The organism is Yersinia sp. 1252 StPb PI, assembly GCF_048593885.1.
GTDB lineage: Bacteria > Pseudomonadota > Gammaproteobacteria > Enterobacterales > Enterobacteriaceae > Yersinia > Yersinia enterocolitica_E.
Window position 1 is genome coordinate 1 of sequence record NZ_JAZGQE010000125.1, and the last position, 15,044, is coordinate 15,044.

A 15,044-nucleotide genomic window follows, 5' to 3' on the forward strand; every position below is an offset into this window, starting at 1 on the left:
GGAAGAATCGAAAAAAAATAACTACTGAAATAAATATTCAATGAACCCCGCCACCGCGGGGTTTTTTATTACATAAATCTCAGGATCCCCAATGACACCGATGCTTGATATTGGCGAAATGCTCCTGTCTGATATGGAGCAAAAACAAGATTACTTCTTCCGTCCATCATTAAAGAACATGACAAGAATCGGTGCAGCCACTGAGATTGTCGAAACATACGCAGTGTTGAATGGTTCTGAATTGAATCAGGTATTAACACCTGCAATAAATGCCAACATTCCTGCATCGGCAATGCCAAGTAAGGCCATTAAACAATGCTCAGATCATATTCTTGCCTCCGCTGTAATGGTTATCGAGGCTTGTTGTGATAGCCCGGTAACGGCGCTTGTGGGTGAATTTAAGGGGTGGAGAAATTGCATTGTTTATCGCCCAGGTAAAATATCAAAAGAAGTCGTTATTACTATTGCTAGAGAATTAATTGAGCACGGAGTTATCGGTAAAGCAAAAATAAGAAAGCTGCAAAAAAATGAAGGCAAGAATGAATACAGCGCTGAATTTAACGCAATGGATTACATCAACTCAGCAAGAATTCATTTCAACATGCCCCGCGACGAAGCTGAACAGTTAACGATGACCGAGTTCCAGTTATTACTCAAGGCTAAATATCCAGAAGAGAAAGGTTTCACCCGCGAAGAATACGATGAAATCATGGATGCAGATGATCGCCTCCAGGAACGTTTAATTGCTCAAGAAAAGGCGAGGCTAGCGAAAAATGGCGGATGAAAAAGAGATAGGGAGCATTGTCTATCAGGTTCAAATGGAAGTCGGGCAACTAATATTAGCTCAGCAGCAGGTAAGTGGACGGCTTGATAAACTGGAGCGCAATTTCGATTCAACATCTAAATCAGCCAATAATACCGAAAAATCATTTTTTTCATTAAGCAAAGTCGCCGGAGCATTAACTACCGCATTATCAGTCAAAGCTATCGCTGATTACGCAGAGTCATGGACGGTACTCAATAACAAACTGGTTAACGCAATAAAAACAGGTGAGACCCTTGCTGAGGTTAATCAACGTGTTTTCGATATTGCCCAGAACAGCCGCTCAAGTCTGGATAGTATCGCAACTCTTTATTCTCGATTAGAACGTGCAATGAGAAGCACTGGAATGAGTGGTGCTGAGCTGGGTGATATTACCAGTACCATATCCAAGGCAATGACTATATCAGGTGCTACCGCTTCAGAATCGTCGGGGGCATTGGTTCAGCTATCGCAAGCGTTAGCATCCGGTGTATTGCGAGGGCAAGAATTCAATTCAATGAGTGAACAAGCACCGGCATTAATGAAAGGGCTTGCAGATTCCCTAGGTGTTAACATCGGGCAATTACGCGCAATGGCGGCAGAGGGCAAGTTAACAACTAATGTCCTGATCACCGCATTTAAACAGATGGCTCCTGCTGTAGAGGCTGAGTTTGCGAAAACGACAGCAACAATTGGGCAATCAATGCAGATTGCGACCAACAACGTCACTAAGTTTGTCGGTGAGTCTGCAACAGTTAAATCATCTGTATCTGTATTCAACGGAGTTCTGGTAACCCTAAGTGAAAACTTGGACGCGGTAACTGTTGCTCTTGGGTCCGCTGCATCGGTTATGTTGGGTAAGTATTTAAATTCAATTGGTAACTCATCAAAAGCTGTCATTGAGAAAGTAGCCGCCAATTCAAAAGCAGCAATAAGCGAGCTTGAACTCGCTAAAGATGTGCTTTTTAGGGCCAATGCAGAGGATAAGGCCACCGCATCAGCATCAGCAAAGGCCAAGAGTGATTTAGCTGCTGCCGATGCTGCCGTTGCCACCGCGAAAGCCAACGTCACAGCAATGGAAACTGCTGTTGAGCGTGGCAATGCCACCATTTTGCTCAGTGAAAAAACCATCGCACAAACCATGACAGAGATTGAGTACGTTAAATCTGTCGAAGCCAGTTCAAGAGCGAATATCAAGTCAGCCACAACAGTAGAAGCAAGGGCTGTTGCAGAAGATTATTTACAGGCATCAATTAAGTCTCGTGGTGTGTTGGAGGCAAAATTAGCCGCCGAGCAAATGGCGCTGGACGCTAAAAGGCAAGGTGCTGTTGATCGGTTGATCATGGCTGATGATGCATTAACAGCAGCGCAGGCCAATAGGGCTACGGCGGCAACTGCGGCATCTACAGCAGAGGCTAAGCAAGCGGTAACTACAAATGCGGTTGTAGTTGCTACAGAAAGATTCACACTAGCCACCGCTGCGGCAACGGTAGCGGCTAGAGCTAAACAAGTAGCCATTAGTGCGCTTAGTTCTGTCTATTCACTATTAGGTGGCCCTGGCGGCGTCATAATGCTTGCGGCAGCAGCTATCTACTATTGGTATCAAAAAACAGAAGAAGCGAAAGCAGAAGCGGTTAAATTTGCCAATTCATTAGATGGTGTTATTGAAAAGATGAATCAGATGAGTGCTACGCAATTGCGCGGCACTATGGCTGAGGCTGCTAAATCAATAGAGACACAGAAAGATGCTGTCAGTGAACTGGACGGTGAGCTTAAAAAGCTGAACGATTCATTATCAGTACAATTGGCGCGTAGAAACGCGCTTGATGCTATTGGCGATACAGGGACTGAAGAATATTCAAAAGTATTGGGCCGAGTTGCTGAAGCTGAAAATGCTGTAGCAATAAAATCGGCAGAACTTGAAAACGCCAAAGGTCGGTTATCTGGCACTCAAAAAAACCTAGATATCATCACTCAGCAATATCTAGTCACCATGCAAAATAACATCACAGCAACAGATTCTGCTATTAGCCGTGGCGGGGTGCTTGCTGGCGTGCAGAATGCTGTTGCACATGCATTTAGTTTATCCGCTGATGCTGTCTCTGGTTATAACGGGCAAATTAACTTAATGAAACCATTAAGTGATAAGTCGAAAGTTCTGATTAAAGCTGCTGAACGCCGAGTTGCTTTAGCGAAGGCGGAGGGGGTAGAAAAGGCTAAACTGCAAGCGCAGTATGCTGCTGAAGATGCCGGGGAAACTGATGATAGAGTAATTCAGCGAACCCAAGATTTAGCTATTGAAGAATACAACTTAGGTGAAGCTAAAAAGAATACCAAGAAGGAAACAGCCGCGGCGACGAAGGAAGAAACCGCCGCCGAAGCGGCAGAGAAACGCCGGGTTAAATCATTGCAAGATTTAAGCAATGAAATGGCAGTTGCCGAGTTAAAGACGAAAGGACTCAATCGCGAAGCCGCACAACTCGCAGCTGTTCAAGACTTGGGTGCTGGCGCTTCTCAGCAGCAGATCCAACAAGCTACGCAACAAGCCGGACAGATATTTGATATCCAACAACGCATGGCTGATAAAAAGGCTGCAATTGATGCTGATAGTGTCGCCAAGGCCGAGCAGCAACGTAAGTTGGATTTATCACAGTTGGATCGGCAGCTTGCGGCGGGGAATGTTTCATTCGAGCAATCTCAACAGAGACGAGCTCAAATAGCTGCTAATTACTCCAAAGCCATTGCTGAGGCATCAGCTGCAAGTTCTGTATCTCCACAACAGCAAAATGCCGCATTAGTTGACCCTGTGCAGGCGTTAGCTAATGAGAATGCTCAAAAGTTAGCACTGATTCAGAAGTTTGAAGAGGACAAAACATTAACTGAGCAGCAGGCGCTATCTCTACGCAATGCAGCAAATACCCAGTACGAGCAAGCTCGACTAGCTGCTCAGTGGGATATCTGGAGAAACCAGAGCCAATCCAACCAATACCTGGCTAGCTCCATTGATGCTTTAGGCCAGCGCACAACCAATATGCTGACCGGGCTTCTTACCGGTACTCAGTCAGCAGAAGAGGCCATGAAGAACCTTGCCGCAACAATAATCCAAGAGGGTGTTAATGCATTAGTCCAAATGGGTATGCAGCAGGTCAAGAATATGATTATGGGGCAGGCGGCGGCCACTGCTGCTCTGGCTGCAACTGCGGCACAGGCAACCGCAGCGGCGGCGGCATGGGCTCCCGCGGCAGTGAGTGCCTCTATCGCGACAATGGGGGGAGCTTCTACAGTTGGTACCACTGCTTATGGCACAGCGCTTGCCGCGTCTAAGGGGCTGGCCTTGGCTGGCGCGCGTAAAAACGGCGGCCCTGTAAATGCTGACTCCATGTACCAAGTCGGGGAGGGCGGGGAACCAGAGCTACTTAAAGCATCCAACGGCAAGCAATACATGATCCCCGGCGACAATGGCAAGGTCATCAGCAATAAGGATATGCAGGGAGGGAGTGGTGGGGGCGGAACTGTTGTACAGCAAGAGGTTAATTTCCACATCACGACGACTAACGGCATTGATGACGCCACAATGAGCAAGATGGCTACAATGATGAAGCAGGTTGCCATTTTCCAGATGAAAGACCAAAGTTCTAGGCCGGGAGGTTTTCTTCAGCCGAGGAAAGTTCGTTAGAATAATCTAAGGTAAGTTTCACCTTTCAACAGGAGTATAAAATGGATTACGACATAGAAAATATCACTGCGTACGACAATATGAACGGCGCTGGAATATTAGGGAAGGTGACTTTCTTGTATGAAAACCACAGTCAAAGCATCGTGGTGCACGTGGATATCCCTTTAGATAAAGAGGCTTCACTTGCTGTAATTGAGCAGAGAATTTTCGAGCAAGCCAAGAAGCAATTAAAAGAACTGGCATCAGAAATTTAAGTTCTTCCTGTACCAAAATACTAACCCGCTCCGGCGGGTTTTTTATTATCCGGAGTGTCCCATGCCAGAAACATTCACATGGAGCCCACAAAAAGGCTTCACGGCTTCCCGCGCGCCAAATGTAGCCGTCGTTAAACTTGGCGATGGTTACGAACAGCGGCAAGTTAAAGGCATTAATCCGCTGATGGATAGCTATTCCCTGACGTTTATGGGAACTGACGGGCAATGCAATAAACCGAATGTAGCAAAGCAAGCAGAAGCATTCATTAAGGCGAGAATGGCGGTCGAATCGTTCTATTGGACACCATTAGATACCGGAGTCCGGGCGCTTTACGTGTGTCGTTCGTGGTCAATGAAAAAGACCGGCCCAGTATTTGAATTGTCATGCACGTTTGAGCAGGTGCCACGATGAGAGATATACCAGCAGAACTCATTATTGCGAGCGTTGATGCTGGCGTTGGCGCAATGATTGACCTGTTCGAGGTTGATTTGCAGTCATTCGGCGGTGATGTTATCCGTTTCCACTCTGGAACCAACGGTTATTACGGTGATGTCTTTTGGAAAGGTAGGCAATACTCGGCCTATCCAATAGCGGTTGAAGGGTTTGAAGTTAAGTCAGAAGGGACTTACTCGCGGCCAACAATGAAGGTTGCCAACATCACCGGCTTAATCACTGGTATTAACAGCGACTTTGATGATGCATTGGGTGCAGTAGTGACGCGGCGGCAGGTTCTGGTTAAAAATCTCGATGCGGTTAATTTTCCTGGTGGAAATCCAGATGCGGATACCACGATGGAAGCCGTTTCCCGCTACGTGATTGAAGAAATGGCGGAGGAGACTTTCGAGACAGTGACATACAACCTCGCCACTCCGGTTGACTGCGACAATGCCATTATCCCGGCTAGAACCATTCTGGCTGACGTTTGTCAGTGGATATATCGCGGTGATGGCTGTGGATACTCGGGACCGCCAGTTGCCGATGACAAAGACAATCCAACTACTGACCCGTCAAAAGATAAGTGCTCCAAGCATCCATCAGGGTGCCGTAAGCGCTTTCCGAAACCTTCTTCGCTACCTTTCGGCGGTTTCCCCGGATCAGCTAAGGTGTCCTGATGCTTGAGAATGAATGCCTTGAGTTCGCCGCCTCGTCTGATGAAGAGGTTTGCGGCCTGATAGTAGGCAATGAGTTATTAGTCAGATGTCGAAATATTCACCCAGACCCAAAGCGACATTTCAGGATAAGTGATGATGACTGGTTGAATGCTGAGGCGGCGGGAGAAATCACCGCCGTTTTTCATTCTCACCCAGGGCGAAAGTTAGTGCTATCTGGCGCAGACCGAACCGGCCAACTGGCAACAGGAATTGAATGGTGGTTAGCGAGCGGAGGGCAGCTACGAAAATTCAGGCCAGTAGCGTATTTGCTGGGGCGAAACTTCGCTCATGGGGTTATGGACTGCTACACACTATTTCGTGATGCCTACCACTTATGCGGTATCGATTTACCTGATTTTGAACGTACTAACGGTTGGTGGCTTCGAGGAGAAAACCTTTACTTGAAAAACATGCCGGCCAATAGATTTCATCCGGTTGAGATGCAAGATATTCAGCCAGGTGATGTGCTTATCCGGCGTGCATTCCCTGAAACCGACCCTTGCCACGCCATGATTTACCTCGGTGATAACACCATTCTTCATCATGAAAACATCGGACGCCTAAGCCGTCGAGAACAACTACGACCAGCTTATTTGCGCCTTACTCATTCAATCTGGAGGCATGAACAATGCTCATCTTTAGATTTGCGGGGAATCTTCGACGACATTTCCGCCAGGTCACTTTAAAAGTTGATACCACTTCGCAGGGGTTGCGCCTTCTTCTCGCTCAATGTCCTGAATTCAAACGTGACTTCTATAAATCAAAAATTCGAATGCGGGTCGATGGTAATGACGTTTCCAATGACACGCTTAGTTTTCATATGGATAGGCACTTAAGGGATGGCGCTACAGTTTTGTTTGTTCCGATTGTAGAAGGGGCTGTTGCGTTGCCTGCTGCATGGGCCGTATGGACGATGATAGCCGTTACCGTGGCCTCTGTAGCCTATTCTCTCTATATGACCTCGAACATGAAAACCAAGACGTCTGCCGAGTCTGCACAAAGCGGAACGATAACGAATAACTCATTCACCAGCGCTGAAAACAAAGTTGGACAGGGTCGACCTGTTCCATTGCTGCTGGGTGAAATGGTGGTTGGTTCAAACGTGGGTTCGCTCGGTATTGATACCAGCAATAACAAAGACTGGAACATCTCTATTAGCTAAGGTGAAAATATGAGTTCAGGCGGCGGTGGCGGAAGTACGCCAACACTAGTTAATGACAACCTCACGTCAAAGCAGTTCTATCGCGTTCTGGACATTATTTCTGAGGGGCCGATTTACGGTCCGGTGGATCAAGAGCACCTTTCCTCCTTCAGACTGAATAAAACGCCAATTACCAATAACACCGGTGTAGTCAGCGTTCCTGGTGTGAGTGTTGCTTGGCGACCTGGGTCAGCGACACAACAGCCTATCAATGGCTTTTCAGCTATTGAGTCCACCACTATCGTTAATACAGACGTGACACAGGCTACCCCACTAGTGCGCACGGTGACTGACAATAACGTGACTCGCGTCCGGCTTAATGTGGGCGTTAATGCTTTGGTGGAACAGGATTCGCAGGGTAATCAAAAAAACACCTCAGTAACGATGATTATTGAGACAAGGATTGGCAATGGTGCATTTACTCCGGCAAGAACGGTAACAATAACGGGTAAGATTTCAGGCGAATATCTAGAAGCTCATGTTATTGATGCCCCAGAGACCAAGCCATTTGATATTCGCGTGCGCCGCGTTACTCCAGATAGCACAAGTGACCTTCTAAATAATGGCACGGTGTGGAATAGCTACACTGAAATTATTGACGATAATCTTTCTTACCCATACACCGCTGTTTGTGGTGCCGTAATTGACCGAGATCAGTACACCGATACACCAAATCGAACCTCTCATTTAAGAGGCATAATTGTTGATGTCCCCGATAATTACGACCCGATAACCCGCACATATACCGGGCTTTGGTTAGGTGGTTTCAAATCAGCATGGACCAATAACCCTGCGTGGATATTCCGTATGTTGGTTAAAAATACGCGCTATGGGCTGGCTCGTCGCGCTGGGTACATCGATGTTGATGACGGCAGTCTGTATGTATTATCCCAATTTTGTGATCAAAAAGTTGAAGATGGTTTCGGTGGAGAAGAGCCGCGCTTTACCTTGAACGCATATATCACCGAGCAGAAAAGCGCGCGTGAGCTGCTGGATGATATTGCAGGCATGTTCCGCGGCATCGCTTTGTGGGATGGCATGCGCTTTTCCATCATGATAGACCGGCCACAAGATCCGGTAGCCGTTGTAACGAATGCCAGCGTCGTTGATGGGCTATTCACTTATAGCGCAATGAAGCGGTCAGAGCGTTACAACGCGGTTGTCGTGTCATGGACTGACCCAAATAACGGCTGGGAGCAAGTGAAGGAATACTACTCTGATGATGAGATGATCAGCAGCAGTGGTGCATACAACGAGACCACAATTGAAGCCTTTGGCTGTACATCACGCGGGCAGGCCCGTAGAACAGCAAGATGGCTAGTTGAAAGCGCCAAGCTTGAAAAGGACAAAGTAACGTTTCGTATGGCGCGGGATGGTATCGGTTTCATCCCAGGCGACATCGTTGAGTTAATGGATAACAACAGAGCAGCAACCAGACTCGGTGGGCGCATAGTTAGTCACAGCGGTGTAGTGATCAATGTTGATGCCGATGTGTCTGCATTGGCCGGCAATGGTGACACCATGTCTATCATGGGAGCTAACGCGAAATTCACTAAATATGAAATTGCCTCAGTTAATGGTTCTGCTATCACGCTGAAAGTAGCTCCAGCATGGGTTAGAGATGGCACTACGTTTGCAATTTCAACCAGTGAAGTATCTACGCGGCTATTTCGCATAATGGGTGTTTCTGAAGATGAAAATAGCTCTATCTACAGCATATCTGCAACGTTGCATAACCCCAACAAGCAAGCCATCGTTGACGAAGGGGCCGTATTTGATGTCCCTTCCGATACGCTAAATGGCTATCGCGTTCCAAATATCGAGAACCTTCGGGTAATCAATACAAACAGTGAAACTGTTCAAGTAAGCGCTTCGTGGGAAACAGCCACTACAACCAGAAAGCTTGTGTTTGAGTTGTTGGTTTATACCCTGGATGGAAAAGTTTTCGCTCAGTACGAAACAGATCAATTCCGCTATGATTTTTTTGGCATCCCAGCCGGAACATATTCTCTTGGTGTTCGTGGGCGTAATGATAACGGTATGAAAGGGGCTGAAACACAGGTTAGCTTGCTCATTGGTGCGCCCCCCATGCCATCTTCTGTTAGATGGACTCCTGGGATATTTTCTGCTGATGTTGTGCCGGTAATGAATATTACAGCCACAACAGATACTACCTTTGAGTTTTGGTGGACAGGAGAAATACCAGCATCTAGCGCGGCAAATATAGAGAATGAGGCTCAGTTTTTAGGGCGCTCAACTCAATGGACGCTGAACGGACTCAAAGCTGACACGACTTATTATGTTTACGTTAGAACTCGTAATGCGTTTGGTGTTTCTGATTTTGTTGAATCCTCTGGCGTGTCATCGTCAGATATTCCCGGCATGATTGATTATATCGACCAGGCCATAAAGGGTTCGGAAACCTTCGGGCAACTGTCATCCGATCTGGATATGAATGCTGAAGCAATTATTGAAAATGCCTTGGCTAATGATGCTGATGTTCATCGCTGGAAGAAACAAAACGGTGATTTCAGAGCTGAGATATTCGATATACGACAAACAGTTATTACTGAACTTGCAGCAACAGCAACAATAATTGAAGGTGTTCAATCACAAGTTGGTGAAAACTCGGCAGCCATTGAACGACGAGCGGAAACAATTGTTAATGTTGACGGCACGGGAAGCGCAATCACTACGCTTAAAGTTGGAGCGGAATTCAACGGAGTTTATAAATCGGCTGGCATGGCTATAGGCGTTGAATTTGATGGAGCCAATTGGACTAGTCAGGTTTTATTCTCCGCAAATACTTTCGGTATTTATAACCCTAACGATAACAGTTATAAACTTGCATTTGCAATAGAGAATGGACAGACGTTTATTAACGAAGCATTCATTAATTACGCCTCAATTACCCTGGCAAAAATTGGCGAATGGAAATCAGCCAACTTTGTTTCTGGTCAAACGGGAACGCGAATGGCTGCGGATGGTTCATTTGAAATGAATGGTGCTGTTGCGGGTGAAGGGAGACTGAGTTTGGTTAATAACCGAATCACTGTATTTAATGAAAGCAATCAAGTCGTCGTCGTTATTGGGAAAAAACGGGTGGTGTAACTATGTCTACATGGGGCGCTCAGTTATTTATGCCGGGTGGAACGTTTGATGTTATTAATGCTTTTCTGCCCGCTTATATGATGGATTATTTTGTGGGTAGCGCTAGTGGCTCGCGGTCGTATACCGTCCCTGCAGGGAAGAGCCTTAGAGCTAAAGCGTACTTCACAACGGCGGGGTCATTCGCTACTGAGGCAGTAGTGACAGTTTCCGGTAGCACGGTAACGTGGTCTAACGCCGCCGGTAATTCCGTTATCGTGTGGGTGGTGTAATGGCTGAATTTGGCATGCAAATAACGCGTGATGATGGGGTGATATTCGCTTCCCCAGAATTCACGCCCACTGTATTAGTACAGGTTATGGACAGGTCGGCAGACTATACTGGGGATGTATCCGCTCAATACTATTACGATACTATTGTTCCGAACGCTAAGAAGTGCTTTGTCTTCCATAAAATGCTATCTACCGGCAGTCAATCTGGTGCCAGTGGCGGCGTTCTACACTATGCCGAACAGGGCCCCAATGGATATTGGAGGGTACACACCGTAGCGGGGACAGCTGGCTTAGTTCATACCATGCGATTCTACGTTTTCTCAGAGTTCGTAGCTAACATCCCAGAGTGGGGAATTTACTTCTACAAAAACAATCAGATGGTTTATACAGGGAACTGCCTGCCATTGGATATCAAGTTTTGGGAACGTCCGCAACTGACCACACCCGCGCCTACAGCGCCATGCGCCACAATTTGTTCAGTAGCGAGGCAGCTAACCCAAGGTATTCCGGGGACAAACCCACCGACCATACTTATTTTCCTGTTTTGCTTCACAGGTTTTTCGTCCGGCATCATCACTCCAGTTTTTAGACAGATATCGCAGAACGCCGGAGGTGGGGGTGGTCCTGATGGATTTTCAAAGGGTTGCCCCTATATAGAAACAGCACTGTACGACCAATATTATAAAGCTTCACTCGGCTACGCTTAACAAATAACTTAATGGGGATACAATATGTCTTGGTATGAGGCAGGTACAGTCACGTCCATAGCTGGGACAAATGTGATTACCGGAACAGGCACGCTATGGAATAATTCTATATTTGGCATTGCTTCGGGACAAATGATTTTTGTACCAGGCTCGGGTCAGGTTGTTATATATGAAATACTCGCTGTCGATAGCGATACTAAAATAAGAGTAACGAAGAATATATCATCAGCAATCACCAATTCTGAATATGCAATTGTTACGACTGTATCAAATTCAATGTCAGATTTAGCGCGGCGTACCGCCGTGCAATTGGCTATATATCAGCAGTTGCTTGAAGATTGGCAAAATATAACAACTGGCACAGGCGATGTCACAATTATTGCACCTGACGGCACTGAGGTAGTTATTCCTGCACTGTCGTGGATTACTGATTCAAAAACGTGGTTTGATGCAAATAGAGAGCTGATAGATAATGCAGGCGAGGTTGTGGCTGGAGCTGAGACGGCGCGTGACCAAGCTGTTGCTGCGAATACAGCGGCACAAGCAGCAAAGACAACGGCGGTAAACTCCGCAACAACAGCCAGCACTGCGGCAACAACAGCCACAGGGGCAGCGACGACGGCAACAACAGCATCAGGCACAGCAGTCACCGCGAAGAATGATGCCGTTACTGCAAGAGATGTTGCGGTTGCTGCGGCAGCTAGTGTAAACCTTGGGCCGCTCGGAATTGGTTTACCAAATCAATCGGATATACAGAACTTTGACTGGCAGAGTTTCGCATTCACATCAGGGGCGAATTACGTCACCGGTTACAATACTTGGGTAAACCCACCGGCCGGAGTGACTTATAACGCTGGTACTCGCGTAAGCATTCGAGTGATTTATATTTCTAATATCGCCGCTGGGCCACGCATGGGATTGGAGTTAACACCAGATACTGGGTCAGCGGCTAACTTTAAAGTTTATAAGTTGCTGTGTGTAGGGGCAGCCGGTTCAAGGGTATTTACTTTTAATCAAGATTGGAACTCAGCCAACCCTATCCCAATTTCTGGCGGGGGTACTGGCGCTAATACTTTAGCCGGCGCTCAATCAGCGCTAGGAATAGTTGCTGATGCCTTTGGTGCCGCGCAGGTAGCTAGCACGCCGTGGAATGCTCTTACACTCCAAAACGGATGGGTAGTTCTTAGTGCTGCGGGGTATCGAGCAGCATATCGTAAAGTATTGGGAATGCTACAGCTCGATATATCGGTTCAGAATGGGCCAACAGCTGACGGAACATTAGTCGCAACACTGCCGGAGGGTTTTAGACCTTTAGTCCATGATATACAAATGCTGGTTTGGGGCCCATCTTCTTCGCTTTCGTCACCACCTCGGCTTGTAGTTGAGCTAAATGGAGCCATTAAGATATACGGCATTAACTCGGCCATATTCTTCATTACAACGTTATTACCAATTCAATAAGGGACGAATAAATGATTATTATAAATATTTTGTCCGAAGAAGGTTTCTACGTTAATGATTTTATCGTTGGAGAATCTGGAAATATTCTCCCGGATAATTGGACGTCTGATTTAGTGGGAAACGGTTACTACAAGGCGCAATATCAGAACGCGACTGCAAATGAAGACACTGGCGAGTGGTTGGGTGGTAAATGGGTTGAAACTAGTGGCCCATCCCTTGAAGATATTGAGAATGCAAGAGAGTCGCTTATTGCCGCAGCCAATCTTGAGAAAGCATCACTCATGTCTCATGCATCTGACATGATAGGCGCATTGTCAGATGAAATTGAAGGGCTGGAAGATAGCGATGATGTTGTACCGGATAAACTGCGCACTGATTTGAAAGCATGGAAACAGTATCGTGTAAAAGTGAAGAACATCGATGTTTCCCTGGTGCCAGATCTTGAGTGGCCGATTGCGCCGGAGTGATTTGGATAATTTGGCAGGGATGCCTGTTGAGGTGGGGTGACATATTAGTGACGCATCTATAGTGTCGAAGAAGTGTCACTGGTATGTCACTGTTAGCCATAATGTCGCTTGTGAATGCAGATTAGGCCAGTATTTACAATGAGTTATATATACTACGACGTTCTTCTAAGCCGTAGGTCACAGGTTCGAATCCTGTAGGGCGTACCATCTATACCTCTTCTAACGTCTATCTAAGTCTACTAATCCCTTATATAATCAGCCTCTCTGACAATTCCTAGCATCCCAACGTCTACCTACATCCACTGCAATCAACAACAAAGTGGGGGTACTATTGGGGGTATGTCTAGGTTCAATGAAGTGAGATACCCCCACATGAAACTGAACGCCCGACAGGTCGATACTGCAAAGCCAAAAGAGAAGCCCTATAAGCTATCTGATGGAGGTGGATTATTTTTGTTAGTAAAAACTACTGGTTCACGTTGTTGGCGGCTGAAGTATCGGATCGCCGGTAAAGAAAAATTGCTAGCATTTGGGGTCTATCCTGATATCACTCTTGCTGAAGCCAGAGCAAAAAGAGATGAGGCAAAGCGTATACTTGCAGTGGGCGGCGACCCAGGTGAAGAAAAAAAAGTAGAAAAACAAACCAGAAAAGTCAGCATTGATAACACGTTCGAAGCTCTAGCCAGAGAATGGCATGCCTACAAAAGGCCCAATTGGTCTAAAGGTTATGCTGATGATTTAATGGAGTCGTTCGAAAAAGACATATTCCCTTACGTTGGTAAACGTCCAATTGCCGAAATCAAGCCTCTAGAAATTCTCGAAACCCTACGTAAGTTAGAAAAGCGTGGCGTCCTCGATAAAATGCGTAAGATCCGTCAGGCATGCAGCCAAACTTTCCGTTATGCAATCGTAACTGGCAGAGCAGAGAACAATCCAGCAAGTGAACTAGCTGGCGCTCTGGCGGTTCAGAAGCACACGCATTACCCCCACCTCTTAGCGAACGAACTTCCCACATACCTTAATGCTCTCAATGCCTATAGCGGCAGTACAGTCACTCGAATAGCAACACGGCTACTTATGCTTACTGGTGTTCGTACAACTGAACTACGGGCTGCTGAGTGGCTAGAATTTGACTTGGACAAAGCCGTCTGGGAAGTTCCCACCGCCAGAATGAAAATGCGTCGTCCTCACTTGGTTCCCTTGTCAGAGCAAGTTTTGGCATTACTACGTCAATTACATGAGATTACTGGGCGATTTAAACTGGTATTCCCCGGTCGTAATGACAGCTTAAAGCCAATGAGCGAAGCCAGTATTAATCAGGTCATAAAACGTATTGGTTATCATGGTAAAGCCACTGGTCACGGTTTTAGGCACACTATGAGTACATTTTGCATGAACAGGGGTTTAATACTGCGTGGATAGAAACACAGTTGGCACACGTGGATAAAAACAGCATTCGTGGTACTTACAATCATGCCCAGTATCTGGATGGCCGCAGGGAAATGCTTCAGTGGTATGCCGACTATATGGATAGCCTGGAACGTCAGTCAAAAGCTTAGTGATTAGGTAAAATTCTTCCGTGAGGAATAAAAAAGGGTCGGTTCAGTAGGTTCAGTCGGTTCAATATTTTAGTTTGTTGATTTATAAGTTAATTAATTCATTTTTTGAACCGACCCTGAACCGACTTTAGGCCGTTTGAACCGACACTAATCGCGTTATCTCCCGAAAATCTGGCTTTTCCTCAGCTAAATCATCCTAAATCTGCCATCGTTCAGCCGAAATTGTTCACTACAGTTTGATGTGAAAATGTGAAGTGATGCTGCGCATGGGGAGGGTGGATGCTGGACGAGTATACAGTGGTGATTTATAGTAGACCTCAAGAGAATAAGGCTATGCCTAGTCCAGAAAACAAGTACATACCTGCTGACTGGCAAAATCTCTAAC

12 protein-coding genes and 1 pseudogene are annotated in these 15,044 nt (G+C 46.4%); all 13 read left to right on the top strand.

Annotated features, from left to right (window positions below; all coding sequences use genetic code 11):
* Nucleotides 1–91 precede the first annotated feature (91 nt).
* The 13 genes and pseudogenes from V2A85_RS16460 to V2A85_RS16520 all read left to right on the top strand — a co-directional run bounded on the left by V2A85_RS16460 (nucleotide 92) and on the right by V2A85_RS16520 (nucleotide 14,659).
* The gene (locus V2A85_RS16460) at nucleotides 92–784 is read left to right on the top strand and encodes a DUF6246 family protein (RefSeq protein ID WP_420071860.1); all 693 of its coding nucleotides are present in this window, start codon (nucleotides 92–94) and stop codon (nucleotides 782–784) included.
* The gene (locus tag V2A85_RS16465; RefSeq protein WP_420071861.1) at nucleotides 774–4,478 is read left to right on the top strand and encodes a tape measure protein; all 3,705 of its coding nucleotides are present in this window, start codon (nucleotides 774–776) and stop codon (nucleotides 4,476–4,478) included. Before V2A85_RS16460 ends, V2A85_RS16465 begins: the two co-directional genes overlap by 11 nt.
* Before the next feature lie 41 nt (nucleotides 4,479–4,519).
* The gene (locus V2A85_RS16470) at nucleotides 4,520–4,732 is read left to right on the top strand and encodes a hypothetical protein (RefSeq protein ID WP_050322451.1); all 213 of its coding nucleotides are present in this window, start codon (nucleotides 4,520–4,522) and stop codon (nucleotides 4,730–4,732) included.
* A gap of 61 nt (nucleotides 4,733–4,793) precedes the next feature.
* Nucleotides 4,794–5,144 carry a phage tail protein gene (locus tag V2A85_RS16475; RefSeq protein ID WP_420071862.1) on the top strand — a complete coding sequence of 117 codons (351 nt, stop codon included), beginning with the start codon at nucleotides 4,794–4,796 and terminating at the stop codon, nucleotides 5,142–5,144.
* Entirely contained in the window at nucleotides 5,141–5,845 is a 705-nt protein-coding gene (locus V2A85_RS16480; RefSeq protein ID WP_420071863.1) for a phage minor tail protein L, read from the top strand. Before V2A85_RS16475 ends, V2A85_RS16480 begins: the two co-directional genes overlap by 4 nt.
* Nucleotides 5,845–6,570, top strand: a complete 726-nt coding sequence (locus V2A85_RS16485) for a C40 family peptidase (RefSeq protein ID WP_420071864.1) — start codon at nucleotides 5,845–5,847, stop codon at nucleotides 6,568–6,570. Before V2A85_RS16480 ends, V2A85_RS16485 begins: the two co-directional genes overlap by 1 nt.
* A complete protein-coding gene (locus V2A85_RS16490) occupies nucleotides 6,513–7,046 on the top strand; it encodes a tail assembly protein (RefSeq protein WP_420071865.1) in 534 nt (177 codons plus the stop codon). The genes V2A85_RS16485 and V2A85_RS16490 overlap by 58 nt, the downstream gene beginning before the upstream one ends.
* A gap of 9 nt (nucleotides 7,047–7,055) precedes the next feature.
* On the top strand, nucleotides 7,056–10,196 hold the full coding sequence (locus V2A85_RS16495) for a host specificity protein J (protein WP_420071866.1): 3,141 nt from the start codon (nucleotides 7,056–7,058) through the stop codon (nucleotides 10,194–10,196).
* 2 nt (nucleotides 10,197–10,198) lie between these two features.
* Nucleotides 10,199–10,465, top strand: a complete 267-nt coding sequence (locus tag V2A85_RS16500; RefSeq protein WP_420071867.1) for a hypothetical protein — start codon at nucleotides 10,199–10,201, stop codon at nucleotides 10,463–10,465.
* On the top strand, nucleotides 10,465–11,172 hold the full coding sequence (locus V2A85_RS16505; protein WP_420071868.1) for a hypothetical protein: 708 nt from the start codon (nucleotides 10,465–10,467) through the stop codon (nucleotides 11,170–11,172). The genes V2A85_RS16500 and V2A85_RS16505 overlap by 1 nt, the downstream gene beginning before the upstream one ends.
* 24 nt (nucleotides 11,173–11,196) lie before the next feature.
* Entirely contained in the window at nucleotides 11,197–12,633 is a 1,437-nt protein-coding gene (locus V2A85_RS16510) for a hypothetical protein (RefSeq protein ID WP_420071869.1), read from the top strand.
* 14 nt (nucleotides 12,634–12,647) lie between these two features.
* Nucleotides 12,648–13,100: a tail fiber assembly protein gene (locus V2A85_RS16515; protein WP_420071870.1), complete on the top strand. Its 453-nt coding sequence runs from the start codon at nucleotides 12,648–12,650 to the stop codon at nucleotides 13,098–13,100.
* A gap of 372 nt (nucleotides 13,101–13,472) precedes the next feature.
* Nucleotides 13,473–14,659, top strand: a pseudogene (locus V2A85_RS16520) (tyrosine-type recombinase/integrase).
* The last annotated feature ends 385 nt before the right edge of the window (nucleotides 14,660–15,044 follow it).

Coding starts and splice junctions, on each gene's coding strand:
- V2A85_RS16460 (WP_420071860.1), top strand. CDS start 92: ATGACACCGATGCTTGATATTGGCGAAATGCTCCTGTCTGATATGGAG.
- V2A85_RS16465 (WP_420071861.1), top strand. CDS start 774: ATGGCGGATGAAAAAGAGATAGGGAGCATTGTCTATCAGGTTCAAATG.
- V2A85_RS16470 (WP_050322451.1), top strand. CDS start 4,520: ATGGATTACGACATAGAAAATATCACTGCGTACGACAATATGAACGGC.
- V2A85_RS16475 (WP_420071862.1), top strand. CDS start 4,794: ATGCCAGAAACATTCACATGGAGCCCACAAAAAGGCTTCACGGCTTCC.
- V2A85_RS16480 (WP_420071863.1), top strand. CDS start 5,141: ATGAGAGATATACCAGCAGAACTCATTATTGCGAGCGTTGATGCTGGC.
- V2A85_RS16485 (WP_420071864.1), top strand. CDS start 5,845: ATGCTTGAGAATGAATGCCTTGAGTTCGCCGCCTCGTCTGATGAAGAG.
- V2A85_RS16490 (WP_420071865.1), top strand. CDS start 6,513: ATGCTCATCTTTAGATTTGCGGGGAATCTTCGACGACATTTCCGCCAG.
- V2A85_RS16495 (WP_420071866.1), top strand. CDS start 7,056: ATGAGTTCAGGCGGCGGTGGCGGAAGTACGCCAACACTAGTTAATGAC.
- V2A85_RS16500 (WP_420071867.1), top strand. CDS start 10,199: ATGTCTACATGGGGCGCTCAGTTATTTATGCCGGGTGGAACGTTTGAT.
- V2A85_RS16505 (WP_420071868.1), top strand. CDS start 10,465: ATGGCTGAATTTGGCATGCAAATAACGCGTGATGATGGGGTGATATTC.
- V2A85_RS16510 (WP_420071869.1), top strand. CDS start 11,197: ATGTCTTGGTATGAGGCAGGTACAGTCACGTCCATAGCTGGGACAAAT.